The organism is Streptomyces hygroscopicus, assembly GCF_026168105.1.
Classification (GTDB): Bacteria; Actinomycetota; Actinomycetes; order Streptomycetales; family Streptomycetaceae; genus Streptomyces; species Streptomyces hygroscopicus_D.
Window position 1 is genome coordinate 124,405 of the sequence record NZ_LBMW01000005.1, and the last position, 25,946, is coordinate 150,350.

Genomic DNA, 25,946 nt, shown 5'->3' on the forward strand with positions numbered 1-25,946 from the left:
ATGCGGTACGGAAGGACGGTCCCCGTGACGGAGGCAGCAGAGCTTCCCCCTGCGCCCGAGAAGGCGCGCGAGGTGTTCGGCGATCGCTTCGCGGACGCGGTCCGCTACGCGGAGCTGCTTGCCGAAGCAGGTGTGCAGCGCGGCCTGATCGGCCCACGGGAAGTGCCCCGGTTGTGGGAACGGCATCTGCTGAACTGTGCGGTGCTCTCGGAGGTCGTCCCCGACGGGGTGACCGTGTGTGATGTCGGCTCCGGCGCAGGGCTGCCCGGCATCCCGCTTGCGCTCGTCCGGGAGGACCTGAAGATCACGCTGCTCGAGCCGCTGCTGCGGCGCACCAACTTCCTCACCGAGGTCGTCGAGCTGCTCGGCCTCGACCATGTGACCGTCGTCCGTGGGCGGGCCGAGGAGGTCATGGGCAAGATCCAGCCCGTCCATGTCGTGACCGCGCGCGCGGTGGCTCCGTTGGACCGCCTGGCCACCTGGGGCATTCCGCTGCTGCGCCCGTACGGGGAGATGCTGGCACTCAAGGGCGACACCGCGGAGGAGGAGCTGAAGAGCGCCGCCACCGCTCTGACCAAGCTCGGCGCTGTGGAGACGTCCATCCTGCATGTCGGCGAAGGAGTGGTGGACCCGCTCTCGACGGTGGTGCGCGTGGAGGTCGGGGAGAGCCCGGGAGGTGTGCGCTTCGCCGCCAAGAGGGCGAAGGCGGCCAGGACGGGGCGGGCGCGGCGGCGTCGTTGACCGGAGACATCGGCTTCGTTGGGTCGGCGGTGAGCTGATCCGCGCTGACGACTCGGCGTACTCCACACAAGCTGCCGAACCTACGCATCTCGGAGTGTCGCGGAGGCCCAGCCCGAGCTGCTGTGCATCGTGTTTCACGTGAAACGTCGCTCACTGCTGCACGGCATCATCAGTCGCGGCCGGGCCGCTGCCGAACCCCGCGACCGGAAACCTCTCGGATCCCTCGGAGAACCGTCCACACCTGGCGCCATGCCCCCCGTGGAGGGCACGGAGTTGTCCACAGAGGTGGATTTCTCCACAGAAGACCAGACCTCACTGGTTCACGACCCCGAAGACATGGGAGGCTCTGTTCATTGCGAGCCTGAAGTCGAGGAGAGTGAATCCTTGCGGTCCAACGCCAACATCGCGGGACCGATGACCGATCCGGTCCCCGGTCCCCGTACCGAGTCGATGGGGGAGGATGTTTCACGTGAAACACCGCCTCCGATGGACGACACTCCCATCGGTCGTGCTGCCCAACTTGCGGTGGAGGCACTGGGGCGCGCCGGTGAAGGCCTGCCACGGCCCGAGCAGACCCGGGTCGTCGTGGTCGCCAACCAGAAAGGCGGGGTGGGCAAGACCACGACGACGGTCAACCTCGCAGCCTCTCTCGCCCTGCACGGAGGCCGCGTCCTGGTGATCGATCTCGATCCTCAGGGCAACGCCTCTACGGCCCTGGGAATCGACCACCACGCCGAAGTTCCTTCCATCTACGACGTGTTGGTGGAGAGCAAGCCGCTCGCAGAGGTCGTCCAGCCTGTCCCTGATGTCGAGGGTCTCTTCTGCGCTCCCGCCACGATCGATCTCGCCGGTGCGGAGATCGAGCTGGTGTCCCTGGTGGCGCGAGAGAGCCGGCTACAACGGGCAATTCAGGCCTACGAACAGCCGCTGGATTACATCCTCATCGACTGCCCGCCCTCGCTGGGTCTGCTGACGGTCAATGCACTGGTCGCCGGGCAGGAGGTCCTCATCCCCATCCAGTGCGAGTACTACGCATTGGAAGGCCTGGGTCAGTTGCTGCGCAACGTGGACCTCGTTCGGGGACATCTCAACCCCGCCCTGCATGTGTCGACCATCCTGCTCACCATGTACGACGGCCGGACCCGCCTGGCATCCCAGGTCGCGGACGAGGTGCGCAGCCACTTCGGCGACGAGGTGTTGAGGACGAGCATTCCCCGCTCGGTCCGCATCTCCGAGGCGCCGAGTTATGGACAGACGGTGCTGACCTACGATCCAGGATCGAGTGGTGCTCTCTCTTATCTTGAGGCGGCACGTGAAATCGCGCTGAAGGGCGTTGGCGTCGCGTACGACGCACAGCAGGCCCATATCGGCGCCCAGACGGAACAGAGCATGGTGGAGGGGATCCAGTGAGCGAGCGACGGAGGGGGCTGGGCCGCGGTCTCGGCGCACTGATCCCTGCTGCCCCAACAGGGGAGAAGCCGACAGTTCCGGCTGCGGCGGGCGGCGGCACGTCCGCCTCACCGGCCGTGCCCGTTCTGACGACGGACCGTGGAGTGGCGGCCGCGAAGGTGGCCACACTGCCGTCTGTTTCACATGAAACCGAGGAGCCGTCGATGAACGGCGCCGGGGAGACGCCGAGGGCTTCTCTCGGTGCCCACTTCGCCGAGCTGCCCCTGGACTCCATCACTCCGAACCCTCGCCAGCCCCGCGAGGTGTTCGACGAGGATGCCCTCGCCGAGCTGATCACCTCCATCCAGGAGGTAGGGCTTCTCCAGCCCATCGTGGTGCGTCAGGTGGGGCCGGCTCGCTATGAGCTGATCATGGGTGAGCGGCGCTGGCGAGCTTGCCGTGAGGCCGGTCTCGAGGCCATTCCCGCGATCGTACGGGCGACGGACGACGAGAAGCTCCTCCTGGACGCTCTCCTGGAGAACCTGCACCGGGCTCAGCTGAATCCGCTGGAAGAGGCGGCGGCCTATGACCAGCTCCTCAAGGACTTCAACTGTACCCATGATCAGCTGGCGGACCGCATCGGCCGATCCCGCCCGCAGGTCTCCAACACGCTGCGTCTGCTGAAGCTGTCCCCAGCGGTGCAGCGCAGGGTGGCGGCCGGGGTGCTGTCCGCTGGACACGCCCGAGCCCTGCTGTCCGTGGAGGACTCCGAGGAGCAGGACCGCCTGGCTCATCGCATCGTGGCCGAGGGCCTCTCCGTCAGGGCGGTCGAGGAGATCGTCACGCTCATGGGGTCCCGGCCGCAGAGCGCCCCCCGCTCCAAGGGGCCGCGCGCCGGTGCTCGTGTCTCTCCGGCCCTCAGCGAGCTGGCCACCCGGCTCTCGGACCGCTTCGAGACCCGGGTGAAGGTTGACCTCGGCCAGAAGAAGGGAAAGATCACCGTCGAGTTCGCATCGATGGAGGATCTTGAGCGGATCCTCGGAACCCTGGCTCCGGGCGAGGGTCCGGTTCTTCAGCAGGGCCTTCAGGACGGTGCTCCTGAGGAGCCGGAGGACTGAGCCGGCAGGTGGGCGACAGATTTCGATCGGCCGACCACCAGAGCGGACCATGTCCGGTGTGTACCGGAACACGGTCCGCTCTTTGCTTTCAGGCAGTATCGATGCAATCGCATCATGGATACGATGTTTTGGGGTATGGCGCATCCACCTGACGGCACCTTCATCGGGGAGGCGGGGGCCATGCGAACCGTGAGCCGTACCGGACTGGTGACCGCGGGCCTGAGCCTGGGGGCGCTCGGCGGCTTCGTCGGCAGCCTGCTCAGGGAGCGGAGCGCTCTGACAGCCGCCCGCACTGCTGCGGGCGAAGGAAGCGAGGAACTGCCTTCATGGGGCGTCGGCTCGTACCGCTCACGCTGGACAACCTTCCCGACCTTCCCAACCGCTGTCGCGCGTGTGTCTTCTGGGAGCTGGATCCCGTCAGCAGCGAAGCGGCGGTAAAGGCCGGCACGGCCGCGCTGGAGAAGGAGGCATGGATCTCCGCGGTCCTCCTGGATTGGGGATCCTGCGGGCGTGTCGCCTACGTGGACGAGGTACCAGTGGGCTTTGTGCTGTATGCGCCGCCTGCCTATGTTCCGCGGTCGACGGCGTTCCCCACGAGTCCGATGTCACCGGATGCCGTTCAGCTGATGACCGCCTTTATCCTGCCCGGATATCAGGGTCAGGGACTCGGGCGTGTGATGGTCCAGACGGTCGCCAAGGACTTGCTCCGCCGCGGCTTCAGGGCGATCGAGGCCTTCGGCGACGCACGCTGGAAAGAGCCTGCGTGCCTCCTGCCCGCGGAGCACCTCCTGGCGGTGGGCTTCAAGACCGTACGCCCGCACCCGACGTATCCGCGGCTGAGGCTGGAGCTCCGCACCACGCTCTCCTGGAAGGAAGACGTCGAACTGGCGCTGGACCGTCTGCTGGGGGCTGTACAGAAGGAGCCCGCGCTGCGCCCGCTGTGATCGATGGCCGTTGTGCTCGTGAGCACCTCACGTCATGCGAATGGGCCAGCCCTTTCGGACTGGCCCGTTCGTGTTTCACGTGAAACATCGCCGCCCCTGGTTCAGCGGCGTCGCCGCTCACTCGGCGATGAAGTCCTCGAGGTCGCGGACGATGGCGGCCTTGGGCTTGGCGCCAACGATGGTCTTGGCGACCTCGCCACCCTGGTAGACGTTCAGAGTTGGGATCGACATGACGCCGTACTTGGCGGCCGTACCCGGGTTCTCGTCGATGTTGAGCTTGACGACCTCGATCTTGTCACCGTACTCGGCGGCGATCGCCTCGAGGGACGGAGCGATCTGGCGGCACGGACCGCACCAGGCGGCCCAGAAGTCCACCAGGACGGGCTTGTCGCTCTTGAGGACGTCCTGCTCGAAGGAATCGTCGGTCACGTTCTTCAGGGTGCCGGCCACGGCGAGGCTCCTTAACTAGGTGGGGAGTAGGGGCGGGAAGGGGGTCAGACGGTGGTCTTCTCGGGCTCGGCCTGCTGCTCGCTGTCCGCGAGGGCCGCGAGGAAACGCTCGGCGTCGAGGGCGGCGGAGCAGCCGGTGCCAGCCGCGGTGATCGCCTGGCGGTAGGTGTGGTCGACGACGTCGCCGGCGCCGAAGACGCCGGTGAGGTTGGTCCGGGTGGAGGGTGAGGTGACCTTCAGGTACCCCTCCTCGTCCAGTTCCAGCTGGCCCTTGAAGAGCTCGGTGCGCGGGTCGTGTCCGATTGCGATGAACAGGCCGGTCACCGGCAGCTCCGTGAGCTCTCCGGTCTTCAGGTTGCGCAGCGTCAGGCTCTCGAGCTTCGGGTCGCCCTTGATCTCGGCGACCTCGCTGTCCCAGACAAAGCTGATCTTCGGGTCGGCGAAGGCGCGTTCCTGCATGGCCTTGGACGCGCGCAGGGTGTCACGGCGGTGGACGACGGTGACGGACTTGGCGAAGCGGGAGAGGAAGGTGGCCTCCTCCATAGCGGTGTCGCCGCCGCCGATCACGGCGATGTCCTGGTCCTTGAAGAAGAAGCCGTCACAGGTGGCGCACCAGGACACACCACGGCCAGAGAGGGCATCCTCGTTCGGCAGGCCCAGCTTGCGGTGCTGAGAGCCGGTGGCGACGATGACGGACTTCGCCTTGTGGACAGTGCCGACGGTGTCCGTAACGGTCTTGATCTCACCGGTGAGGTCGACGGCGACGACGTCGTCCGGGACCAGCTCGGCACCGAAGCGCTCGGCCTGCGCACGCATGTTGTCCATGAGCTCGGGGCCCATGATGCCGTCCTGGAAGCCGGGGAAGTTTTCGACTTCGGTGGTGTTCATCAGGGCTCCGCCCGCGGTGACGGCACCTTCGAACACCAGCGGCTTCAGCGACGCGCGCGCGGTGTAGAGCGCCGCCGTGTAGCCGGCGGGCCCGGAGCCGATGATGATCACGTTACGGACGTCGCTCACGGCTTCATTCCTTGTCTTTGGAGAGTGCTGCTACTGCCGGTGGGAGGCTCTCTCTGCTCTCACCCCACCCAACGGATCCTAAGGGGCCAGCATTCCCGGTGTGTCCGGGCACACGGAGACACGGCATCGCACACAGATGCCAAGCGGCACTTGGGCAGGAACCGTCCCGTACAGGAGCCTCAGGAGCGGGCGTACGAGTGGGTCAGCAGTACCTTGCCCGTCGCGGCCGAGGACTGCACGCACGCGGCGTCGACGATGTAGGCCGTGACCCTGGTGTTGTCGGAGGCGGCGGGCGTGACGACGAGATAGACGGCCCTTCCCTGGTACACACCCTTGTCTGCGGCGAGCAGAGCCTCGTTGGTGTGTATGGCTGTCCCGATGCAGCTCGGCACATTGACGGTGGTGTCCTGGAAGGTCTTGTTCGGCCGCATACCTGTGGACCCTGTCGTCCCGGAGTCGGATTCGGCGCTCCAGGGCCTGGCACTGCCTGATCGGCCTTCGTTCGTCTTCTTCGCTGCGAGCAGTCCCGCCACCTGGCTCTGCAGCGAGCTCTCGGAGTAGGTGTGTGCTGCGTCGGTCTCCGGGGCGGCCGTCGGTGGAGCCTTGCCCGAGTCATTGCCCAGTGTCTGCACCAGCAGCGCGCCCAGGCCGAGGGCAGCGGCCGCAATGACGGCTCCCAGGGCGACGACCCTGCGGCCGCGGCGTGTGCGTGGCGTGCGCCCCGGTCCAGTGGCTGCGCGGGCGTGCCCCGAAGGACGGTCGTCCGGGAAGGAGGGCGATGTTTCACGTGAAACATGTGCCACGGCGAGGTCGGAGGAGGGCGTATTCGCGGCGGTGTCTGGAGCCGTCGCGTTCAGGAGCGCCTCTGCGGCGAGCGCGGCGTCGATACGGCTCGCCACATCGTCGGGCATCCGCGGCGGGCCCGATACGGTGCCCAGAAGGCCGCGGATCTCCTCGAGGGAGTCATAGACGTCGGCACAGAGGGCGCAGTAGTCCAGATGCCGTCGTACGTCGGCAGTGCGGGCAGACGGAAGGAGACCTTCGCTGAGGTCGGAGAGCTCTTCGACCTCCGGGTGCCCGGCTGTGTCGGTCGTGGATGTCACGCTCGCCCACCTCCGCCCTTCACAGCAGCTGAATCGCTTGGCCCCGCTTCTCGTGGTCCCGCTGCGGGTGGGACGGATGCCCCGCGCCCCCGGTTCCGTCCGCCGTCCGACTTCTTGCCGTCCTCGCCGCCGCTCTCGGTCCGCAAGTGGGTGAGCAGCGGCAGCAGTCTCGCTCTGCCCCGGGCACAGCGGCTCTTCACGGTTCCGGTCGGAACATCGAGGATGTGGGCGGCCTCCGCCACGGGGTAGCCCTGCATGTCCACCAGGACGAGGGCGGCTCGTTGGTCGGGCGAAAGGGTGCCCAGGGCTTCCAGCAACTCGCGGTGCAGCTCGTTGCGCTCGGCCGGGGCGGATGCCGACTCATGCGGCTCCAGGAGCTGCTCCAGCCGTTCCGTGTCGTCGACGGGGGAAGTCTTCCTGGACGCGGCCTTTCGAGCGCGGTCCAGGCAGGCGTTCACTGTGATCCGGTGCAGCCAGGTCGTGACGGCCGACTGGCCGCGAAAGGTATGGGCGGCCCGGTAGGCCGAGACAAGGGCGTCCTGGACGGCGTCGGCGGCTTCCTCGCGGTCCCCCAGCGTCCGCAGGGCCACGGCCCACAGCCGGTCGCGATGCCGCCGTACGAGCTCACCGAAGGCGTCGGGGTCGCCGTCGACATGACGGGCGAGGAGATCAGAATCAGAGAATTCGGTTTGACCCGATCCGTTATCCACGCATTTCCCCCGAGTCCTTAGGGGAGCCAACCGTGACGCTATTACCCAACTCGGAAGCCCGACCAACAGGATGCCACAGAGTCAGGTCGGTTGAGGTGGGTGGCGAGGATCTTTCCGCGGCCGGCTCCGATGCCACCATGGACGGAACCGGGGGCCCACCGAGTTGTCGAAGGGCTCCCCGTTCCGTCCATTCCGTGTTGCTGCTAGCCGCGCCCGCGGGCGTCCTGCGACCACCCGGCAGACGCCGCACTCGCCCTCGATGCGCCACGTTCCGCGGCCAACCCACGAGCCGTAGAGCGTCTTTCCGTTGCTGCACTCGGTGATCGAGCGAGCCTGACCGCTCCTGACGGTACAAGTGGCGCGTCAGCCCCTGAACTTCACCTCGGTGATGGCCTGCTTGTAACCCTCGCCGGTGTACGAGCTCGGGTCCGCTCCCGAGTACGGCACAGCGGTGATCCATACGAGGACGTACTGGGTCTTCACCGGCTTGGTGACCTTCACTCTTGCGTTGGTTCCGCTCGTCGTGACGCTGCCGATCTTTTGCATCGAGTCCAACGACGACGGCGTCAGCGAATCGGCCGCGTAGAGGTCCACCGTCGTGTGATTGCCCGCGTAGCGGAGCCCGATGGTCGCCGTGGCGGGTGCCTGCGCCGAGCCGAGATCGTAGACGATCCCCACGCCCGGCTTGTACGGGGCGAGGGTCGGACCGCTTACGAAGGTGTTGGTCCTCCAGTACGTCGAGTCGCTGCCGTCGTACGTCTTGCCGACGTCATCGGGGTGCTGGGCATCGCCCTTCGCGACGAACTCCTGGGCTCCCTGGATCGTGAGCGCCTTGACCGGCTTGGAGTTGGTGCCGCCGTTCTTGTCGTTCCCGTCCGTCGTCTGGTTCTGCTTCGTGTTGTCGGACTTCTTGCCCTGGTCCATCAGGGCCTCCGCCAACTGCCAGCTGCCGAGACCCAGCGCGGCGATGAGCAGTGCCGAGACGGCCCACTTGAGGGCCTTGCCGGTACGGCTCTGGAGCGGCGGCGGCGGGGTCGCGACGGGCTGGGTGGCGCCCGGATGGGTCGAGGGATGACCGTACGTGCCCTGCTGGTACGTCGTGCGTTGGTATTCGGGCGGTGCCGTGAACGCGAGCTCCGGCGGGCGGATGCGGGGCATCTCACCGATCGCCTTCACCAGTTCCTCGGGCGTCGTGCACGGGGACTCGTGGCGGGAGGCGGTCGCGCCGTCGTTGGCCAGGGCGCGCATGGACAGCTCGGACAGACCGCGGTGGACGCCGGCGCGCACCTGGTCGGGGGCGATCAGGCCGACGCCCTTGGGCAGCCCGGACAGTCCGTAGGCATCGTCCTCGTAGGGCCAGCGTTGGGTCAGGGCTGCATACAGGAGCGCGCCGATGGCCTCCGTATCGGTGCGCTGCGGCGTGTCGGAGCCGATGCCGCGCAGCGCGGCGTTCACGGCGAGGCCGCGGATGCGCCATTGACCGGAGGACGTACGCAGCACGGTGCCCGGGTTCAGGCGCAGATGGGCGAGGCCCTCGCGGTGGGCGGCGGCCATCGCCTGGGAGACCTGGGTGACCATCTGGTAGGCGTCGTGGGCCTCGAGCGGCCCGGTGGCGAGCAGCGTGGTCAGTTCGACGGCGTCGGGCAGCCACTCATGCACCACATAGACGACATCGTTCTCCTCGACGGCGTCCAGGACCTGCACGAAGCGGGGGTCCCCGAGCAGCGCGGAGGAGCGGGCGGCGGCCAGTACCGAACGCGCCCGCACATGGTCTGCGGGAAGGATGTGGACGCCGACGGCGCGGCGGAGTTTCTCGTCCACCGCACGCCAGCTGCTGAATCCGTCCAGACGGGTGACGCACTCCTCGAGTCGGTAGCGTCTGGCGAGCTTGTGACCACTGTGCAACTCGGGCGTCGAGGCCTTCCCGGGACACTCGGTCCCACCGCTCCCCTGTGCCTCGTCGGCGTTCGTGATCCGCTCCCGGTCCTGGGCCACCCCGTCGGACGTGGACTGGTCCGCCTTGGCGGCCAGCGGCTCATCGCCGCTGTTGTCTGCCACGTCGACGGCAGCCGTGCTCCGTTCCGCCACCGTCGTTCCTGCCTCCCCATCCGTTGCGCGCTGTCCGACGCAGAAACCAATTGTGCCCACAGTCCGCTGCTATGCACGACACACGGCGACGGACGATGGTTGTGCGCGTACCCCCGCCTCAGCGCCCCAGGCGCCCGCGGACCATGCCCACCATTGAGTTGAGTTCCTCGATGCGCATCTTCCGCGCGGCGATGTAGAAGACACCGAGGAGAAGAGCTCCACCGCCGAGCAGGGCGGCGAGCGAGCCGCCGACGCCCTGGCCCAGCGTGTGGCCGATTTCGTAGCAGGCGGCTCCGCTCAGCAGAGTGGCCGGTACCGAGGCGATGCCGAGGCGCGCGTACGTTCGCAGCACCCGGGCGCCGTCCAGATCGCCGCCCAGCCGCTTGCGCAGCCGGGCCCACGCCACACCGACACCGATGGCGTACGCGAGGCCGTACGAGGCCGCCATGCCGATCACGGCCCAGCGGGCCGGGAGGACGTAGTAGCACACGGTCGAGGCACCCGCGTTGACGGCCGCGACGATGACCGTGTTGTAGAAGGGTGTGCGCGTGTCCTCGTACGCGTAGAACGCGCGGAGCACCACGTACTGCACGGAGTACGGGATGAGGCCGAGACCGAAGGCCATCAGCATGTAGCCCATGTTGGTGGCGCCGCCGGTACCGGAGGAGCCGAAGATCAGCGTGCACATGGGGATGCCGAACGCAACGAACCCGAAGGCGATCGGCACGATCGCGACGGCCGTCGTGCGCAGGCCCTGGGAGATGTCGTCGCGGACGGCTCCGCCGTCGCCCTCGGAGGCTGAGCGCGAGATGCGCGGGAGCAGGGCGGCCATCAGGGAGACCGTGATGATCGCCTGGGGCAGGCCCCAGATCAGCTGGGCGTTCGCGTAGGCGGCGAAGCCGGTGCCGTCGACGCGAGCGTGCTTGCCCGCGGCCGTGGACAGCTGGGACACGACGAGCGCGCCCGCCTGGTTGGCGAGGACGAAGAGGACGGTCCACTTGGCGAGCGTGGCGGCCTTGCCGAGGCCGTGGCCCTTCCAGTCGAAGCGGAGCCGCAGCCGGAATCCGGTCTCCCGCAGATAGGGGATCATCGCGAGGGACTGGACCACGAGTCCCAGCAGAACGCCGACGCCGAGCAGGCGCTGGCCCTCCGGCGGGATGTTCGTGACCTTCATCCCGGAGTGTTCCGCGGTGCCGTACACCCAGATGAACATGCCGAGCGTCACGATGATGACGATGTTGTTGAGGACCGGGGTCCACATCATCGCGCCGAACTTCCCGCGGGCATTCAGGATCTGCCCCATCACCACGTGGATCCCCATGAAGAAGATCGACGGCAGGAAGTAGCGGACGAAGGTGACGCCGACCGCGTTGGCCGCCGGATCGCTGGCCACGGAGTCGGACAGCAGACGGATCAGGAGCGGTGCGGCGAAGATCGCGACCGCGGTGAGGGCGCCCAGGGCCACCATGACCAGGGTCAGCAGCCGGTTGGCGTACGCCTCACCGCCGTCCTCGTCCTCCTTCATGGCGCGCACGAGCTGCGGCACGAAGACGGAGTTGAGGCCGCCGCCGACAGTGAGGATGTAGATCATCGTCGGCAGCTGGTAGGCGACCTGGAAGGTGTCGCCGAGCACGCTGACGCCCAGCGCCGAAACGATCATTGCAGAGCGGATGAAGCCGGTGAGGCGGGAGACCATCGTGCCGGCTGCCATCACGGCGCTGGACTTGAGCAGGCCGGAGGCCCGCCCACCCTTTTTCGCCGCGGGTACGGGGGCGGTCGCGGGAGTGGCAGCGGCGGCCGGTACGGGCGCGGGCGCCGATGCGGCCTCTCCGGCAGGGATGGGCGTGGTGGCGTACGCACCGGCCCCCGGGGAAGCGGAGGAATAGGCCTGTCCCGGGTACTGCCCCGCCGGGTTCTGGGCCGGGGAAGGTGAGGTTGCCGGGCCGGGTACGGACGGCGATCGCCCGTAGGGCCCGCCGCCCTGTTGCTGGTCCCGGAAGAGATGGGCGAAGGCGTCCGGCTCGTGGCGCTCCTCGCCGGCCTGGGTGACCAGGTCGTCGACGCCCACGAACTGGGTCGTACGGGGGTCGTCGCCGTACGGCAGGTGCTGAGTGGGCCCCTCGGGCTCGGGCGCGGGTGGCTGGGCCCACACACGCGGGTCCGGGGTGTACTGCGGGGCCGGTGGCTGTGCGTACAAGGACTGTGGCGGTGGGTAGGTGCCCGGTGGCGGCGGGGGATGTGCGGCGCGGTCGTAGAGCGCCTCCGTCACCGGATCCTGGGCGGAGAGGTCCTGAGCGCGGTAGGGGTCCTGGTCGTAGGCGTCCTGGAGGTACATGTCCGCCGGGGGCTGGGGAGGCACCTGGCCGGGCTCCTGGGGCGGCGGGCTTTCGGGGTGACCCGAGCTGCCCACGGCGCCCTGACCGCGGTCACCGTCGTACGGCGCGTTCATGGATACCCCACCTCATACTCCCCAGGCCCACCGGCCACGACATCGCTCAACGGTCCACTCTCTCACCCGTGCCGGACGGGTCGGCGCTTTCCGGTGCGGTGTCCGGTGCCGGGTCACTCGGCTGCTCCGGGGCGTCTGCCCGGCTCTCCCCGTCCGACTCCTGTTCGGAAGCTTTGGCGGAACGTTCGGTGTCGTCCGTGTCTACGGGGCTGTCCGCGGAGCCGTTCAGATCCCCGTCCTGCGCGGTGGTGTCCGGGTCCTGGGTGCCGCCCTGCGCCTCCTCATCGGTCTGCCGCGTGGCCAGACGCTTGCGCTGGGTGTACATGCGGAACCCGGCAAGGACCAGCAGCAGGACGCCACCGGCGATGACCAGCATCACCGTCGGCGTGATCTCCGTGACATTCACGTCGAAGGTGACGGCGGGGCCGTAGGCCTGCCCGTCCTCCGTGAAGAGCTGGGCGACCACGGCGGCCCGGCCGTTGGCATTGGCCGTGGTGGTGAACTTCACGGACTGGCTGTGCCCGCCCGAGACGGTGATGGGCTGCTCGGTGTAGGGCCCGTTCCCGACCTTCAACCGGGTGGGCTGCTCCGAGGTCAGCCGCAGCACCAGATGGTTGACCCCTTGCATGAGGTTGTTCTGCACCGTCACGGGGATCGTCGCGCTGCGGCCTGAGAGCTTCGTCTCGGATTTCTCGATCAGCCTGACCTGGTCGGTGAGCCCGTCGAGGTACGCCTCCACGCCCTGGCGGAAGGTCGATGCCTGGGTGGCGCTTCCGCGCCAGGAGGTGGACATGGCGCGGTCTATGGCCCGTCCGAAGGGCGTGACGACCCGTGCCGGGTCGGTGAGGATCACCTTGAAGCTGTCGAGCTTGTCCTGGGTGTCTTCGGTCTGCTGGAACGCCGACTCCGGCAGCTCCGCCTTGCGCAGCGACGACGGGTAGCGGTAGACGGACGGCACCCTGGTCGCGGCCCTCGGGTCCGGCTTGGCCTTGGCGGCCGCGGACAGGTCGTCGGACTGTGACCAATTGCTGCCCTGGAGGGCCGTCAGCGCCTGTGCCATCGACTGGGCCTGGCTCGCGGACGGCATCCGCTGCGGGGCGACCACGATGCTGCGCTGCTTCTGCGGCTCCTCAAGATTGATCATCAGGCTGTGGGCGAGGAACTCCTGCACGGCGAGCGTGGAGCTGTCGGCCGAGGTCATGTCGTCCTCGAAGGCGGTCGACAGGTCGTCGTCCGTGACCACCGCCGTGGTGCCGCCGCCGATGGGGCGCGCCGCGGTGGGCGTGTAGGGCAGGCTGCCGGTCTCCTGGAGGCTGTCACTGCGGGCGATCACCTTGTCGGCGCCCGCGGACGTGGCGACCTTGACGATCGAGGGGTCGATCGCGCCGTCGACGGGCCAGGCGAAGTCTGTGTCGGGATTCACGTGGAGGACGGTCTCCACGGTGCTCGCGGCCACATCCGTGGCGTCCTTGAGGTGGCTCAGGGAACCGGTGACGTTCCTGCCGTTGTGGGCGATCGAGGCCAGGTCGGGGTCGGCGAAGGGGAGGGCGACGACCTCCTTGTTCTGGACAGCTTTCTCGAGATCGCCGAGCCACTGCTTGGCGACCGCCTGGTTCTTGCCCGCCGCGACCGTGTCGCCGTTGCCCTTGACGCCGTAGCTGCCCGTCATCGCGTCCACCGAGGCGAGCAGGTCGGGATCGATCACCCAGGTGACATCGAGGTTCTTGCCCAGCGCCAGGAGCTGGGAGAGCCGGCCGCCCGGAGAGATCTCCTTGGCCAGGTCGTCGTTCTGGAAGACGGGCGTCTGCTGCTGATTGGGAAGGGTCTCCACAGTCATGTGGACGGATGAGATCAGCGGCCAGAGGTACGCCGTCTTCGTCTTGGTCGCGGCGCTGTCGGGTTCCCAGGGCAGAAACGTCCGCTGGATGCCGAGTACCTGCTCGTAAGGCTGCGCGGCGGTCTGGCCGGAGAGGGAGACACCGAGCGGATAGACCCCGTCGGAGTCGAGGTTCAGCTCCTTGACGGGCACGGAGACGCTGAAGTCCTGCGAGGACCCCGGGTCGATCTTGGTGAACTTCTCGGCATACTTCCCGTCGACCTCGCTCCCGTCGACGCTCGGCAGGAAGCCGGTACGCCGGGCGGCGCTGTCGATGGAGGCCCGGTTGCTCAGGGACGAGCCGACGCGCAGTCCCACATGGGCGTCCGTGATGGGCTGCTTGCCGTTGTTCGTGACCGTGCCGGTGACGGTGAGGGTGTCGCCGTCGGTCGGCACGCTGGGACTGAGCGAGTTCAGGGAGACGGCGACCGTACGGCTGCCGTCGGCCGCCGTCGGTGAGCCCTTCTCGTCGGCGTGCGCCGCCGGGCCGGCGGGCAGCTGCAGCAGACCGGCCAGCAGGGGCGCGCCCGCGAGCAGCGCCGCGGTGCGCCGGAGCCACCGGCGGGCAGGTGAGGAACTCATCCCCTGGGAGTCTGCCGCCTCGGCCACGCGTTCGTCCGTCCCTCGTCGTCGTCAGTGGTCGTCGGAATGTGCGTCCAGGCATGGTAACGATGTGCGCGCAAGGGAAGTGCCGCGGACCGCGTCACAAGATCGGAAGCGCGCGCCCGGGCTGTCCCGAATATGTCTGTATCCAGGGTGCATGGATACATGGCGCTTATGCATGCTTACGGAACGCTTGTGCAGGTTTAATGGAGGCGCTCGCCGCAGCCCGGGCCACGTACCCTTTTCTGTTGTGCCGAACGCCAACGAAGCCAATCCCCGTGCCCTGAGTCAGGTGCAGCGCCCCGAGGTGAGTGAACTGCTGCGGGTCTCCCCTGTCGCCGACGACCTCGCCCGCCGTTTCCAGGAGGCCGGGTTCTCACTCGCCCTGGTCGGCGGCTCGGTGCGGGATGCCCTCCTCGGCCGGCTCGGCAACGACCTCGACTTCACGACCGACGCCCGCCCCGAGGACGTCCTGAAGATCGTACGGCCGTGGGCGGACGCCACATGGGAGGTCGGGATCGCCTTCGGGACGGTCGGTGCCCAGAAGGACGGCTACCAGATCGAGGTGACGACGTACCGCTCCGAGGCGTACGACCGCACCTCCCGTAAGCCCGAGGTGTCGTACGGCGACACCATCGAGGAGGACCTGGTCCGGCGCGATTTCACCGTCAATGCGATGGCGGTCGCGTTGCCCGAGAAGGCGTTCATCGACCCGTACGGCGGTCTCGACGACCTCGCCGCCCAGGTCCTGCGTACACCGGGAGCCCCTGAGGACTCGTTCTCGGACGACCCGCTGCGGATGATGCGCGCCGCGCGCTTCGCGGCCCAGCTGGACTTCGAGGTCGCTCCTGAGGTCGTCACGGCCATGAAGGAGATGGCCGGGCGGATCGAGATCGTGTCCGCCGAGCGGGTACGTGACGAACTGAACAAGCTCATCCTGTCCGCCCACCCGCGCAAGGGGCTGACGCTGCTGTCCGGGACCGGTCTCGCCGACCATGTCCTGCCGGAGCTTCCCGCACTCCGGCTGGAACGTGACGAGCACCACCGGCACAAGGACGTCTACGACCACACGCTGATCGTGCTGGAGCAGGCGATGGCGCTGGAGGAGGATGGCCCGGACCTGACCCTGCGGCTTGCCGCGCTGCTGCACGACATCGGCAAGCCGAGGACGCGCCGCTTTGAAAAGGACGGTCGGGTCTCCTTCCATCACCACGAGGTGGTGGGCGCGAAGATGACCAAGAAGCGGATGACGGAGCTGAAGTATCCCAACGACCTGGTGAAGGACGTTGCGCGCCTGGTCGAACTCCACCTGCGCTTCCATGGCTACGGCACAGGAGAATGGACGGACTCCGCGGTGCGCCGCTATGTCCGTGACGCGGGTCCGCTCCTCGACCGGCTCCACAAGCTGACCAGGTCCGACTGCACCACTCGCAACAAGCGCAAGGCGACCGCGCTCTCGCGCGCGTACGACGGTCTGGAGAGGCGCATCGCCCAGCTCCAGGAGCAGGAGGAGCTGGACGCGATCCGCCCTGACCTGGACGGCAACCAGATCATGGAGATCCTGGGAGTCCGTCCCGGCCCGGTGGTCGGCCAGGCGTACAAGTTCCTGCTGGAGCTGCGTCTGGAGCATGGTCCGATGGAGCATGACGCCGCGGTGAAGGCACTCAAGGACTGGTGGGCTGAGCAGAGCTCCTGATCCATGGGTCCGGGTCATGTTTCACGTGAAACATGACCCCGGGACGCACAGTGGGGCGGTGTTTCACGTGAAACACCGCCCCACTGTTATGGGCCATCCAGGTTCTTACTTGTTGTCCTTCAGGCAGAGCACCACGTCATGGCCGTTGCCGTACTGGACGTAGGCGCTCGTCGCCTCCTTGACCGCCTGGCACTTGTCCTGGTCGCTGCTGCCGTCAAACTTCTGGACGACCTTGTACTGGGCTCCGCTGGAGGAGCAGTCGACCTCCGTGAGGTTGGCCTTGGAGTCCGAGCCGTCGTTGTGCATACAGGCGCCCACCGACGTCGTCTCGGCATCGGTCTCGCTGGCCCACCAACCGATGCCGAACTTCACGGCCAAGCCGATGATGACGACGACGATGGCCCCGACGATGCGCAGCGCTTTCTTGCTCGCACGCTTGCCCGAACCGGCCTGCGGCGGTACCGGGGCCGGAGCGCCCTGGTTCGGGAACGGCGCGTAGGGACCCTGCGGCGGAACTCCCGGTTGGCCGGGCTGCTGCCCCATAGGCATGGTGGGCTGCTGGGCGTACGGATTCGGGCCCTGGGGCGGCGGAGTGGTCACTTTGGGGGTCCCCCTCGAACGTGGGTGCGCATATAAGACGCCCGTAAGTTACCGGTCCCCACGGACAACTCTGAAGCTCAGAGGGGCTCCGTAGCCTTGATGTGACACTTACTGACTTTCAAAACGGGACATAGTCATAGCAATTGCGGCGTAGATAACAGCGACCGTGACCACCAGGACGGCTGAGCGACCGTCAGGCGGCAGCATCAGGGCGGCAACACCGGCCGCACCGACGAAGGCGACGTTGAAGAGCACGTCGTAGACGGAGAAGATACGGCCGCGGAAACCGTCCTCGACCGTGGACTGGACGATCGTGTCCGTGGAGATCTTCGCGCCCTGGGTGATCAGCCCCAGGACGAAGGCCGCGACCATCAGGGGAACGGTGGCGAACGGGAGGCCGAGCGCGGGTTCGAGAACCGCGGCGGCCGCGGCGCACACAACGATCCAACGGCGTGGACCGAGCCGTCCCGCGGCCCACGGCGTCACGACGGCCGCGGCGAAGAACCCGGCGCCGGACACCCCCAGCGCCACACCCAGCAGAGCGAGTCCCTCTTTCGGGTTCGAAGACAGGGCGTACCGGCACAGCATCAGCAGAAGCACCAGCAGCGCGCCGTAGCAGAACCGCATCAGCGTCATCGCCGCCAGTGCCCAGGCTGCCTCCCGCCGCGGAGGGGCCGCCAGATGCCGTACGCCCGCCACCAGGTCGCGGGTGGCGTCGACGACGGCCCTGCCCAGCCGTGGCGGCATCGACTCCCGGTCGGGACCCAGCAGGTTCGGTGCCAGGCTCAACGAAGCGAGAGCGGCGGCGAGATACAGGGCCGCGCCCAGCAGCACCACCGCGGCGTCCGAGTCCGCAGCCACCAGGCGTACGGCGAAGGCGAGTCCGCCGCCCGCGGTGGCGGCGAGCGTCCCGGCCGTCGGTGAGAGCGAGTTGGCCATCACCAGACGTTCGTCGTCGACCACCCGGGGCAGCGCCGCGGACAGGCCCGCGAGGACGAAGCGGTTGACCGCGGTGACGCACAGCGCCGAGACGTAGAAGAGCCAGTCCGGGACATGGCTCAGCATGAGGGCGGCCGTCGCGCAGGCCAGCAGGGTCCGTAGGAGGTTGCCGTAGAGGAAGACCTGGCGGCGTCGCCAGCGGTCCAGCAGGACACCCGCGAAGGGGCCGACGAGCGAGTACGGCAGGAGCAGCACGGCCATCGCGGAGGCGACGGCGGCGGCCGATGCCTGCTTCTCGGGGGAGAAGACGACATAGGTGGCGAGCGCGACCTGGTAGACGCCGTCGGCCCCCTGGGAGAGCAGCCGTACGGCGAGCAGGCGCCGGAAGCCCTGGAAGCGCAGCAGAACACTCAGGTCGCGCACGACGGACATGAGGCACAGCCTCACATACACGCAGGGTCCCCGGGCACATGGCCCGGGGACCCGGTCAGGACCAGCGACGGACGGTCCTAGCGCTCGACCTCGCCCCGGATGAACTTCTCGACGCTCTCGCGGGCCTCGTCGTCGAAGTACTGGACCGGCGGGGACTTCATGAAGTACGAGGACGCGGACAGCACGGGGCCGCCGATGCCGCGGTCCTTGGCGATCTTCGCGGCGCGCAGGGCGTCGATGATGACACCCGCGGAGTTCGGGGAGTCCCACACCTCGAGCTTGTACTCCAGGTTCAGCGGGACGTCGCCGAAGGCACGGCCCTCGAGGCGGACGTACGCCCACTTGCGGTCGTCGAGCCAGGCCACGTAGTCGGACGGGCCGATGTGGACGTTCTTCTCGCCGAGGTCCCGGTCGGGGATCTGGGAGGTGACGGCCTGCGTCTTGGAGATCTTCTTCGACTCCAGGCGGTCACGCTCGAGCATGTTCTTGAAGTCCATGTTGCCGCCGACGTTCAGCTGCATGGTGCGGTCCAGGACGACGCCCCGGTCCTCGAACAGCTTCGCCATGACGCGGTGCGTGATGGTGGCGCCGACCTGCGACTTGATGTCGTCACCGACGATCGGCACGCCCGCCTCGGTGAACTTGTCCGCCCATTCCTTCGTGCCGGCGATGAAGACCGGGAGGGCGTTGACGAAGGCGACCTTGGCGTCGATGGCGCACTGGGCGTAGAACTTCGCCGCGTCCTCGGAGCCGACGGGCAGGTAGCAGACGAGGACGTCGACCTGCCGGTCCTTGAGGACCTGGACGACGTCGACCGGCTCCTCGGCGGACTCCTCGATGGTGGCGCGGTAGTACTTGCCGAGACCGTCGAGGGTGTGGCCGCGCTGGACCGTCACGCCAGTGGTCGGGACGTCGCAGATCTTGATGGTGTTGTTCTCGGAGGCGCCGATGGCGTCCGCCAGGTCGAGGCCGACCTTCTTGGCGTCCACGTCGAACGCGGCGACGAACTCGATGTCACGGACGTGGTAGTCGCCGAACTGAACATGCATCAGACCCGGCACCTTGGACGCCGGGTCGGCGTCCTTGTAGTACTCGACTCCCTGCACCAGCGATGCGGCGCAGTTGCCCACGCCGACGATGGCTACGCGAACCGAACCCATTCCGGTTGCTCCCTGTGTGTACGAGGTGAAGCCCCGACTGGACCTCACGTGGTGGTGTCGTCGGACGGATCCGGCCGGGTGCTGTCCCGGTGCCGGGGCAGGCCGCCCGTCTCTCCAGATGTGCTGTCGTGAGCGGAGCCGTCGGCGGCGGAACCCCTGAGGTCCCGTCCGGCCCGCTCGCTCTCGATGAGCTCGTTCAGCCAGCGCACTTCGCGCTCCACGGACTCCATCCCGTGGCGCTGGAGCTCGAGGGTGTAGTCGTCGAGGCGCTCCCGGGTGCGCGCCAGCGAGACGCGCATCTTCTCCAGACGCTCCTCCAGTCGGCTGCGGCGCCCCTCGAGGACGCGCATGCGGACATCACGGGACGTCTGTCCGAAGAAGGCGAAACGAGCGGCGAAGTGCTCGTCCTCGTAGGCGTCAGGACCCGTCTGGGAGAGCAGTTCCTCGAAGTGCTCCTTACCTTCCGCCGTCAACCGGTAGACGATCTTGGCGCGGCGTCCTGAGAGCGGAGCGGCGAGGGCGTCGTCCGGGTCGCCGCCCGACTCCTCGGTCAACCAGCCGTTCGTGACCAGCGTCTTGAGGCAGGGGTAGAGCGTCCCATAGCTGAACGCGCGAAATACACCCAGTGATGTATTGAGTCGCTTGCGCAGCTCATAGCCGTGCATCGGGGACTCGCGGAGCAGGCCCAGGACGGCGAACTCGAGGATCCCGGAACGCCGGCTCATGCGCGCCTCCCTCCTGTCGCTGTCTCGTCGCATGGTCTTTATGTCGAGCTGATGTATCGACTCGATACATCATGACGATAGAACGCGTCTCCGTATGCGACAAGAGGGGGCATGGTGAACGGGGTCACATCACCGATTCGTAGGATGCGAGTTGCCTGATTTGGGGTGAACTTATGAGCTCGGGGGGTTTTGGCGGTGCGTAGTCTGTGCGGCATGCACACCAACGGGAACCGAGTGACGGCAGGAGGCGTCCTCGTCCTTGGTGCAGTACGGGTGAATGACAAAACGACCGCATCCGTACTTCGGGGGGACCGGAAACCAGCCGCCGTCTCCAGGCGCGCCAGGATGCGCCTGCCCGAGGAGTAGTCGTTCGATGAGCGAGCACCGTCGCAAACCGCCGCAGCCGCAGGGAGGCGGACGTGCCGCGGCCCGACGCGGCCAGTCGCCGCCCTCCGGCCGCCGCGCGACACCGCGAGGCGCCACCGGGTCCCCGTCCGCTTCCTATGGAGCGGGAGGTGAGGAGCGCCCGTACGGTGGTCGTGCCGAGGCCCGGCGGGCGGCACAGAGAAGTGGGGGCGCACGACGGAGAGGGTCCGAGGAGCCGGGATACGGTCCCGGTGGTCCGAGCGGGCCTGGTCGGGGCAGAGGGCGCAACCCCGCCCCCGCCAAGAAGCACTTCATCGACTACCCGCGTGCAGGCAAGTCCGGGGTCGGGCGCTGGCTGCCGTCGTGGAAGCTGGTGACGGGCCTGTTCATCGGCTTCATAGGGAGCCTGGTCGCGGTAGCGGGCATTGGGTACGCGATGGTGAGCGTCCCGAACGTGGCCCAGACCGCGACCGCGCAGAACAACGTCTACTACTGGTCCGACGGCACGCCGATGGTCGCCACCGGCGGTGAGATCAACCGGCAGATCATCAACTACTCGGAGATCCCCAGGGAGATGCGGTACGCCGTGATCTCGCAGGAGAACAAGACCTTCGAGACCGACAGCGGTGTCGACCCGAGCGGCATCGCACGCGCCGTCCTCAACATGGCGCGCGGTGGCCAAACACAGGGTGGCTCGACCATCACGCAGCAGTACGTCAAGAACGCGATGCTGAACGACCAGTCGCAGACCGTCTCCCGGAAATTCAAGGAGATCTTCGTCGCGATCAAGGTGGGTGCCGTGGTCCCCAAGGACCAGATCATGGCCGGCTACCTGAACTCGGCGTACTTCGGCCGCGGCGCCTACGGCCTCCAGGCGGCGTCCCGCGCCTACTTCAACAAGGAAGCCAAGAGCCTGAACCCGGGCGAGTGTGCCTTCCTGGCGGCGATGGTCAAGGGCGCCACCTACTACGACCCGGCGGGTGCGACGTCCATCGACCCGGCCGCCACTCCCCAGGCCAACAGCAAGCGGGCCCTGGCGCAGATGCAGGACACGCTCAACAAGATGGTCCAGTACGGCCACCTGAGCGCCGCGGAGCGGGCAAAGTACACAACGCTGCCCACGGTCCAGAACCCGCGGTCCAACACCCGGCTCAGCGGTCAGATCGGTTATCTCGTCGACCTGGCCAACAGCTACCTCATGACCCACAGCAGTGAGACCGGGATCACTCCGGACAAGCTGCGGCAGGGTGGCTACCAGATCCACACGACCTTCAACCGGAAGAAGGTCGATGAGCTCGAGAAGGCCGTCAAGAAAGTCCAGCAGGCCAACATCAAGCCCAAGCTGCGCCCGAACACGGACACACACGTCCAGTTCGGCGGAGCCTCTGTGAACCCGGCCTCCGGTGCCATCGAGGCGATCTACGGCGGTGAGGACGCCACCAAGCACTTCACCAACAACGCCGACTCGACCGGTGCCCAGGTGGGTTCGACGTTCAAGCCGTTCGTGCTGGCGGCGGCCATGCAGGACGGCATTCGCAATCCCCACGGGGGCCCCTCTCAAGCCCAGGACGAACGCACCCAGATCTCACCCAAGAGCCTGTACAGCGGTCAGAACAAGCTCAAGATCAAGAACTACGACAAGACCGTCTGGACCGACAAGGACGGTAAGGAGTGGCTGCAGACGAACGACGGCAACGAGTCGGTGGGGAACCCGCCCAACTACCAGATCGACCTTCGTGAGGCGATGCGGGCATCGGTCAACTCCGCCTACGTCCAGCTGGGCATGGATGTCGGCCTGGACAAGGTCGAGCAGGCGGCCGAGAACGCGGGCATCCTGAAGTCCAGCATGGCCAGCTCCAACTACCCGTCGTTCTCCATCGGCACTTCTTCCCCGAGCGCGATCCGCATGGCAGGTGCCTACGCCACCTTCGCCGCCAGCGGCACCCAGAACGACCCGTATTCGGTCGACAAGGTGACGAGCAAGGACGGGACGATCTTCCAGCACGTCAAGAAGCCCACCAATGCCTTCACCTCGGCGGTCGCCGACAACGTGACCGACGTCCTGAAGACCGTGGTCGACAAGGGCACCGGTACCGCCGCGCAGCTGCCGGGCCGTGATGTCGCGGGCAAGACCGGTACGACGGACGGCAACAAGTCCGCCTGGTTCGTCGGGTACACCCCGCAGCTGTCGACCGCGATCGGCATGTACCGCATGGACGACAACGAGACCAGCAAGAACCGCCAGTTCCTCCAGATGTACGGGACAGGCGGTCAGAAGAAGATTCACGGTGCCTCATTCCCCGCCGAGATCTGGCACGACTACATGGCGGAAGCGCTCAAGGGGCAGCCCGCGGAGTCTTTCCCGACTCCCCAGCCCATTGGAGTGGTGGTCAACGGCGCTCCGAGCCCGAGCGTGACGCCCACCCCCACGCCGAGCATCACGCCGAGCCCGACGCCGAGCCCGACGCCGAGCAAGTCGCTGCTCTCCCCTTCGCCCACGCCGAGCAACACCTGTAGCAACTTCGGCTGGAACTGTGTCCCGAACGGTGGCACCGGCAATGGAGGCACGGACGCCGGCGGCACGGGCGGAGTGACCTCGACGCCGACAGAATCCACCGGTACCGGAAGCTCCCGGGGCAATGGCAACGGAGGGCTCTTCGGAGGCCCGAACGGGTAGCTGTCACGCACTGTGTTTCACGTGAAACGCTCCGTTTCACGTGAAACACAGGCCGGAGGAGGGCCGTCATACCGAGCAGGTGTGGCGGCCCTCGGTGCTTTCTCAGACTGATGCGGCAGGATGAGGCACATGCCCAGTGCAGAGACGACGCGAGCGAGCGTCCATGAGCCGGACCGGGTGCGGCCGACCAAGGAGGACGAGGTCGCCGCGGCCGGCAGCGAGCTGATCGGCGGTCCCATCGGACGGCGCGCACTGCTCGGGACGTCCTGGTGGACTCCCGTGCGGGTCGTGGCGCTCGTGGCGATCGGAATGTTCGCTCTCGGCATGGTCCAGAAGCTGCCCTGCTACGACAGCGGCTGGTTCTTCGGCGCCAGCTCGCAGTACACGCACGCGTGCTACTCGGACATCCCGCACCTCTATCAGGGGCGCGGTTTCGCCGATGGGCTCGTGCCCTACTTCGACAAGCTCACCGGCGACATGGACTACCTCGAGTATCCGGTGCTCACCGGTGTGTTCATGGAGGTTGCTTCCTGGCTGACGCCGGGCAGCGGCGCCCTCCAGGCCCGTGAGCAGACCTACTGGATGGTCAACGCAGGGATGCTCATGGTGTGCGCCGCGGTCATCGCCGTGTGCACCGCGAGGATCCACCGTCGCCGCCCCTGGGACGGCCTCCTGGTCGCCCTCGCGCCCGCCTTCGCGCTGACCGCCACCATCAACTGGGATCTGCTTGCCGTGGCCCTGCTGGCCGCCGCGATGCTGATGTGGTCGCGTGGCCGGGCTCTCGCCTTCGGCGTCCTGGTCGGTCTTGCCACTGCCGCCAAGTTCTATCCGTTCCTGGTGCTGGGCCCGCTCCTCGTGCTGTGCTGGAGGGCCGGCAGGTGGCGGGAGTTCTGTACCGCCCTCCTGGGCGCGGTGGGCGCGTGGCTCGTGGTCAACGCGCCGGTGATGTTCCTTGCCCCCGAGGGCTGGGCGAAGTTCTACCGCTTCAGCCAGGAGCGTGGCGTCGACTTCGGTTCGATCTTCCTGTTCATCTCGCGCTGGTTCAACATCGAGATCACCAAGGACGTCGCCAACACCAGTGCCTTGATCATGATGGTGGTTGTCTGCGCGGGCCTCGCCGCGATGACGCTGACGGCGCCGCGCCGTCCGCGCTTCGCACAGCTTGCGTTCCTGATCGTGGCGGCGTTCATCCTCACCAACAAGGTCTACTCGCCGCAGTACGTGCTGTGGCTGGTCCCCCTCGCCGCGCTGGCCCGGCCGCGCTGGCGGGACTTCCTGATCTGGCAGGCGTGCGAGGTGGCGTACTTCCTGGGCATCTGGATGTACCTCGCGTACACGACCAGCGGAGACGCCCACAAGGGCCTGCCGACGGAGGGATACCAACTCGCCATCGCCGTCCATCTGCTGGGGACGTTCTACCTGTGCGCCGTGGTCGTACGCGACATCTTCATGCCGGACCGGGACATGGTGCGCCGGGCCGGTGACGACGACCCGTCGGGTGGTGTGCTGGACGGGGCGCCGGATGTCTTCGTGCTGGGCGCCGCGGCCCATCCGCCGCGCCACGCGGTGCACTTCGAAGGGCCCCAGGTGGAGTGGGGCAGCCGGGGCGCGGAGCCCACGGGCAACGGTTCGCTCTGAGCGAACATGGCGTGGAGGCGCCACGCACGAGGCCGTACGCGGGTTCCGTGTACGGCCTTTGTTCGTGCGCCCGCCTTGCGCTCAGCGGTCCACGAGCCGGTCGAACTGTGTGGTCGTGTGCCGCAGATGGGCCACGAGTTCGTCGCCGACCTTCGGCTCCGTGGCGTCCGCGGGAACGAACAGGATCGAGACCTGCATGTGCGGGGGCTCGGCGAACCAGCGCTGCTTGCCCGCCCAGACGAAAGGCGAAAGGTTCCGGTTCACCGTCGCGAGGCCGGCCCGGGCGACGCCCTTGGCGCGCGGCATGACGCCGTGCAGGGCCTTGGGGGCCTCCAGACCCACCCCGTGCGACGTTCCGCCCGCCACGACGACCAGGAAGCCGTCCGAGGCCGCCTTCTGCTGCCGGTAGCCGAAGCGGTCGCCTTTGGAGACGCGCGTGACGTCAAGGACGGCTCCGCGGTACTCGGTCGATTCATGGTCGCCCAGCCACAGCCGGGTGCCGATGCGGGCGCGGAAACGCGTCTGCGGGAACTGCTGCTGCAGTCGGATCAGTTCCTCGGCCTTGAGGTGGCTGACGAACATCGTGTGCAGGGGCAGCCGGGCCGCGCGCAGCCGGTCCATCCAGCCGATGACCTCCTCGACGGCGTCGGAGCCGTCGGTGCGATCCAGCGGCAGGTGGATGGCGAAACCCTCGAGGCGGACATTCTCTATGGCGGCGTGCAGTTGCGGCAGGTCCTGCTCGCTCACACCGTGCCGCTTCATCGAGGACATGACCTCGATGACCACACGGGCGCCCACGAGCCCGTAGACGCCGTCCACGGACGACACCGAACGGATGACGCGGTCCGGCAGCGGCACGGGCTCCTCGCCGCGCCGGAAGGGCGTCAGTACCAGCAGGTCGCCGCCGAACCAGTCCTTGATCCGAGCTGCCTCGTACGTGGTGCCCACGGCGAGGATGTCCGAGCCGAGACGCGTGGCCTCTTCCGCCAGCCGTTCGTGGCCGAATCCGTAGCCGTTGCCCTTGCAGACGGGGACGAGTCCGGGGAACTGCTCCTGCACGTGCTTGTGATGTGCCCGCCAGCGCGCGGTGTCGACGTAGAGCGTGAGCGCCATGGCCGGTCCCGGAACCTTTCTCGTGGGCTGTGGTGTGTCAGAGGTCTGAAGGGGAATTGTGACGGATCCGCCGGGCCGGCGGGTGGTGCCGGGCCGCCTGAGGGCCCGGCACG

General features: G+C 67.7%; 19 protein-coding genes. 7 read left to right on the forward strand and 12 right to left on the reverse strand.

The features are described 5' to 3' along the window. Positions 1-24: 24 nt before the first annotated feature. The 4 genes from rsmG to AAW14_RS07660 all read left to right on the forward strand — a co-directional run bounded on the left by rsmG (position 25) and on the right by AAW14_RS07660 (position 4,192). A complete protein-coding gene (rsmG, locus tag AAW14_RS07645; RefSeq protein ID WP_265561242.1) occupies positions 25-741 on the forward strand; it encodes a 16S rRNA (guanine(527)-N(7))-methyltransferase RsmG in 717 nt (238 codons plus the stop codon). 336 nt (positions 742-1,077) lie between these two features. After that, entirely contained in the window at positions 1,078-2,151 is a 1,074-nt protein-coding gene (locus tag AAW14_RS07650; protein WP_322741023.1) for a ParA family protein, read from the forward strand. After that, positions 2,148-3,248: a ParB/RepB/Spo0J family partition protein gene (locus AAW14_RS07655; RefSeq protein WP_265561244.1), complete on the forward strand. Its 1,101-nt coding sequence runs from the start codon at positions 2,148-2,150 to the stop codon at positions 3,246-3,248. The genes AAW14_RS07650 and AAW14_RS07655 overlap by 4 nt, the downstream gene beginning before the upstream one ends. A 326-nt stretch (positions 3,249-3,574) precedes the next feature. Next, positions 3,575-4,192, forward strand: coding sequence for a GNAT family N-acetyltransferase (locus AAW14_RS07660; RefSeq protein ID WP_265561246.1), 618 nt, complete (start codon positions 3,575-3,577; stop codon positions 4,190-4,192). A 117-nt stretch (positions 4,193-4,309) separates the two neighbouring features. On the opposite strand, the gene trxA is transcribed toward AAW14_RS07660, so the two are convergent. From trxA to AAW14_RS07695, 7 genes are all read right to left on the reverse strand, one after another. After that, complete coding sequence (trxA, locus tag AAW14_RS07665) at positions 4,310-4,642, reverse strand: thioredoxin (RefSeq protein WP_003991504.1); 333 nt, start codon at positions 4,640-4,642, stop codon at positions 4,310-4,312. Positions 4,643-4,686: 44 nt separating this feature from the next. Beyond that, the gene (trxB, locus tag AAW14_RS07670) at positions 4,687-5,658 is read right to left on the reverse strand and encodes a thioredoxin-disulfide reductase (RefSeq protein ID WP_265561250.1); all 972 of its coding nucleotides are present in this window, start codon (positions 5,656-5,658) and stop codon (positions 4,687-4,689) included. A gap of 179 nt (positions 5,659-5,837) precedes the next feature. Next, complete coding sequence (locus tag AAW14_RS07675; RefSeq protein ID WP_265561252.1) at positions 5,838-6,761, reverse strand: anti-sigma factor family protein; 924 nt, start codon at positions 6,759-6,761, stop codon at positions 5,838-5,840. Beyond that, a complete protein-coding gene (sigM, locus tag AAW14_RS07680; protein WP_265561254.1) occupies positions 6,758-7,471 on the reverse strand; it encodes an RNA polymerase sigma factor SigM in 714 nt (237 codons plus the stop codon). Before sigM ends, AAW14_RS07675 begins: the two co-directional genes overlap by 4 nt. Before the next feature lie 363 nt (positions 7,472-7,834). Further along, positions 7,835-9,559: a protein kinase family protein gene (locus AAW14_RS07685; protein ID WP_265561256.1), complete on the reverse strand. Its 1,725-nt coding sequence runs from the start codon at positions 9,557-9,559 to the stop codon at positions 7,835-7,837. A 118-nt stretch (positions 9,560-9,677) separates the two neighbouring features. Next, entirely contained in the window at positions 9,678-12,008 is a 2,331-nt protein-coding gene (murJ, locus tag AAW14_RS07690) for a murein biosynthesis integral membrane protein MurJ (RefSeq protein ID WP_265561258.1), read from the reverse strand. 46 nt (positions 12,009-12,054) lie between these two features. Continuing rightward, complete coding sequence (locus AAW14_RS07695; RefSeq protein ID WP_265561261.1) at positions 12,055-14,493, reverse strand: DUF6049 family protein; 2,439 nt, start codon at positions 14,491-14,493, stop codon at positions 12,055-12,057. 244 nt (positions 14,494-14,737) lie between these two features. On the opposite strand from AAW14_RS07695, the gene AAW14_RS07700 reads away from it, so the two are divergent. Continuing rightward, positions 14,738-16,183, forward strand: coding sequence for a CCA tRNA nucleotidyltransferase (locus tag AAW14_RS07700; RefSeq protein ID WP_265561264.1), 1,446 nt, complete (start codon positions 14,738-14,740; stop codon positions 16,181-16,183). Positions 16,184-16,288: 105 nt separating this feature from the next. Here AAW14_RS07700 and AAW14_RS07705 read toward each other — a convergent pair whose 3' ends face one another. The 4 genes from AAW14_RS07705 to AAW14_RS07720 form a co-directional block, all read right to left on the reverse strand. Further along, the gene (locus AAW14_RS07705) at positions 16,289-16,783 is read right to left on the reverse strand and encodes a hypothetical protein (RefSeq protein WP_265561266.1); all 495 of its coding nucleotides are present in this window, start codon (positions 16,781-16,783) and stop codon (positions 16,289-16,291) included. A gap of 108 nt (positions 16,784-16,891) precedes the next feature. Then, entirely contained in the window at positions 16,892-18,154 is a 1,263-nt protein-coding gene (locus AAW14_RS07710) for an MFS transporter (RefSeq protein WP_265561268.1), read from the reverse strand. A 77-nt stretch (positions 18,155-18,231) separates the two neighbouring features. Next, the gene (locus AAW14_RS07715; RefSeq protein ID WP_265561270.1) at positions 18,232-19,314 is read right to left on the reverse strand and encodes an inositol-3-phosphate synthase; all 1,083 of its coding nucleotides are present in this window, start codon (positions 19,312-19,314) and stop codon (positions 18,232-18,234) included. Between the two features lie 44 nt (positions 19,315-19,358). After that, positions 19,359-20,039: a PadR family transcriptional regulator gene (locus AAW14_RS07720; RefSeq protein WP_265561272.1), complete on the reverse strand. Its 681-nt coding sequence runs from the start codon at positions 20,037-20,039 to the stop codon at positions 19,359-19,361. 373 nt (positions 20,040-20,412) lie between these two features. Here AAW14_RS07720 and AAW14_RS07725 point away from each other — a divergent pair, with 373 nt between their 5' ends. Both AAW14_RS07725 and AAW14_RS07730 read left to right on the forward strand, forming a co-directional pair. Continuing rightward, positions 20,413-23,082 (forward strand): transglycosylase domain-containing protein, encoded by a 2,670-nt coding sequence (locus tag AAW14_RS07725; RefSeq protein ID WP_265561274.1) that lies wholly within the window; start codon positions 20,413-20,415, stop codon positions 23,080-23,082. A gap of 129 nt (positions 23,083-23,211) precedes the next feature. Further along, on the forward strand, positions 23,212-24,720 hold the full coding sequence (locus tag AAW14_RS07730) for a glycosyltransferase family 87 protein (protein ID WP_265561276.1): 1,509 nt from the start codon (positions 23,212-23,214) through the stop codon (positions 24,718-24,720). Positions 24,721-24,801: 81 nt separating this feature from the next. On the opposite strand, the gene AAW14_RS07735 is transcribed toward AAW14_RS07730, so the two are convergent. Further along, positions 24,802-25,833, reverse strand: coding sequence for an alanine racemase (locus AAW14_RS07735; protein WP_265561278.1), 1,032 nt, complete (start codon positions 25,831-25,833; stop codon positions 24,802-24,804). Between the last annotated feature and the right edge of the window lie 113 nt (positions 25,834-25,946).

What these genes read in the sequence shown, in the direction of transcription:
- AAW14_RS07710 (WP_265561268.1), bottom strand. Translation starts at nt 18,154, where the DNA reads ATGTCCGTCGTGCGCGACCTGAGTGTTCTGCTGCGCTTCCAGGGCTTC.
- AAW14_RS07660 (WP_265561246.1), top strand. Translation starts at nt 3,575, where the DNA reads ATGGGGCGTCGGCTCGTACCGCTCACGCTGGACAACCTTCCCGACCTT.
- AAW14_RS07650 (WP_322741023.1), top strand. Translation starts at nt 1,078, where the DNA reads ATGGGAGGCTCTGTTCATTGCGAGCCTGAAGTCGAGGAGAGTGAATCC.
- murJ (WP_265561258.1), bottom strand. Translation starts at nt 12,008, where the DNA reads ATGAACGCGCCGTACGACGGTGACCGCGGTCAGGGCGCCGTGGGCAGC.
- AAW14_RS07735 (WP_265561278.1), bottom strand. Translation starts at nt 25,833, where the DNA reads ATGGCGCTCACGCTCTACGTCGACACCGCGCGCTGGCGGGCACATCAC.
- AAW14_RS07715 (WP_265561270.1), bottom strand. Translation starts at nt 19,314, where the DNA reads ATGGGTTCGGTTCGCGTAGCCATCGTCGGCGTGGGCAACTGCGCCGCA.
- AAW14_RS07725 (WP_265561274.1), top strand. Translation starts at nt 20,413, where the DNA reads ATGAGCGAGCACCGTCGCAAACCGCCGCAGCCGCAGGGAGGCGGACGT.
- AAW14_RS07730 (WP_265561276.1), top strand. Translation starts at nt 23,212, where the DNA reads ATGCCCAGTGCAGAGACGACGCGAGCGAGCGTCCATGAGCCGGACCGG.
- AAW14_RS07720 (WP_265561272.1), bottom strand. Translation starts at nt 20,039, where the DNA reads ATGAGCCGGCGTTCCGGGATCCTCGAGTTCGCCGTCCTGGGCCTGCTC.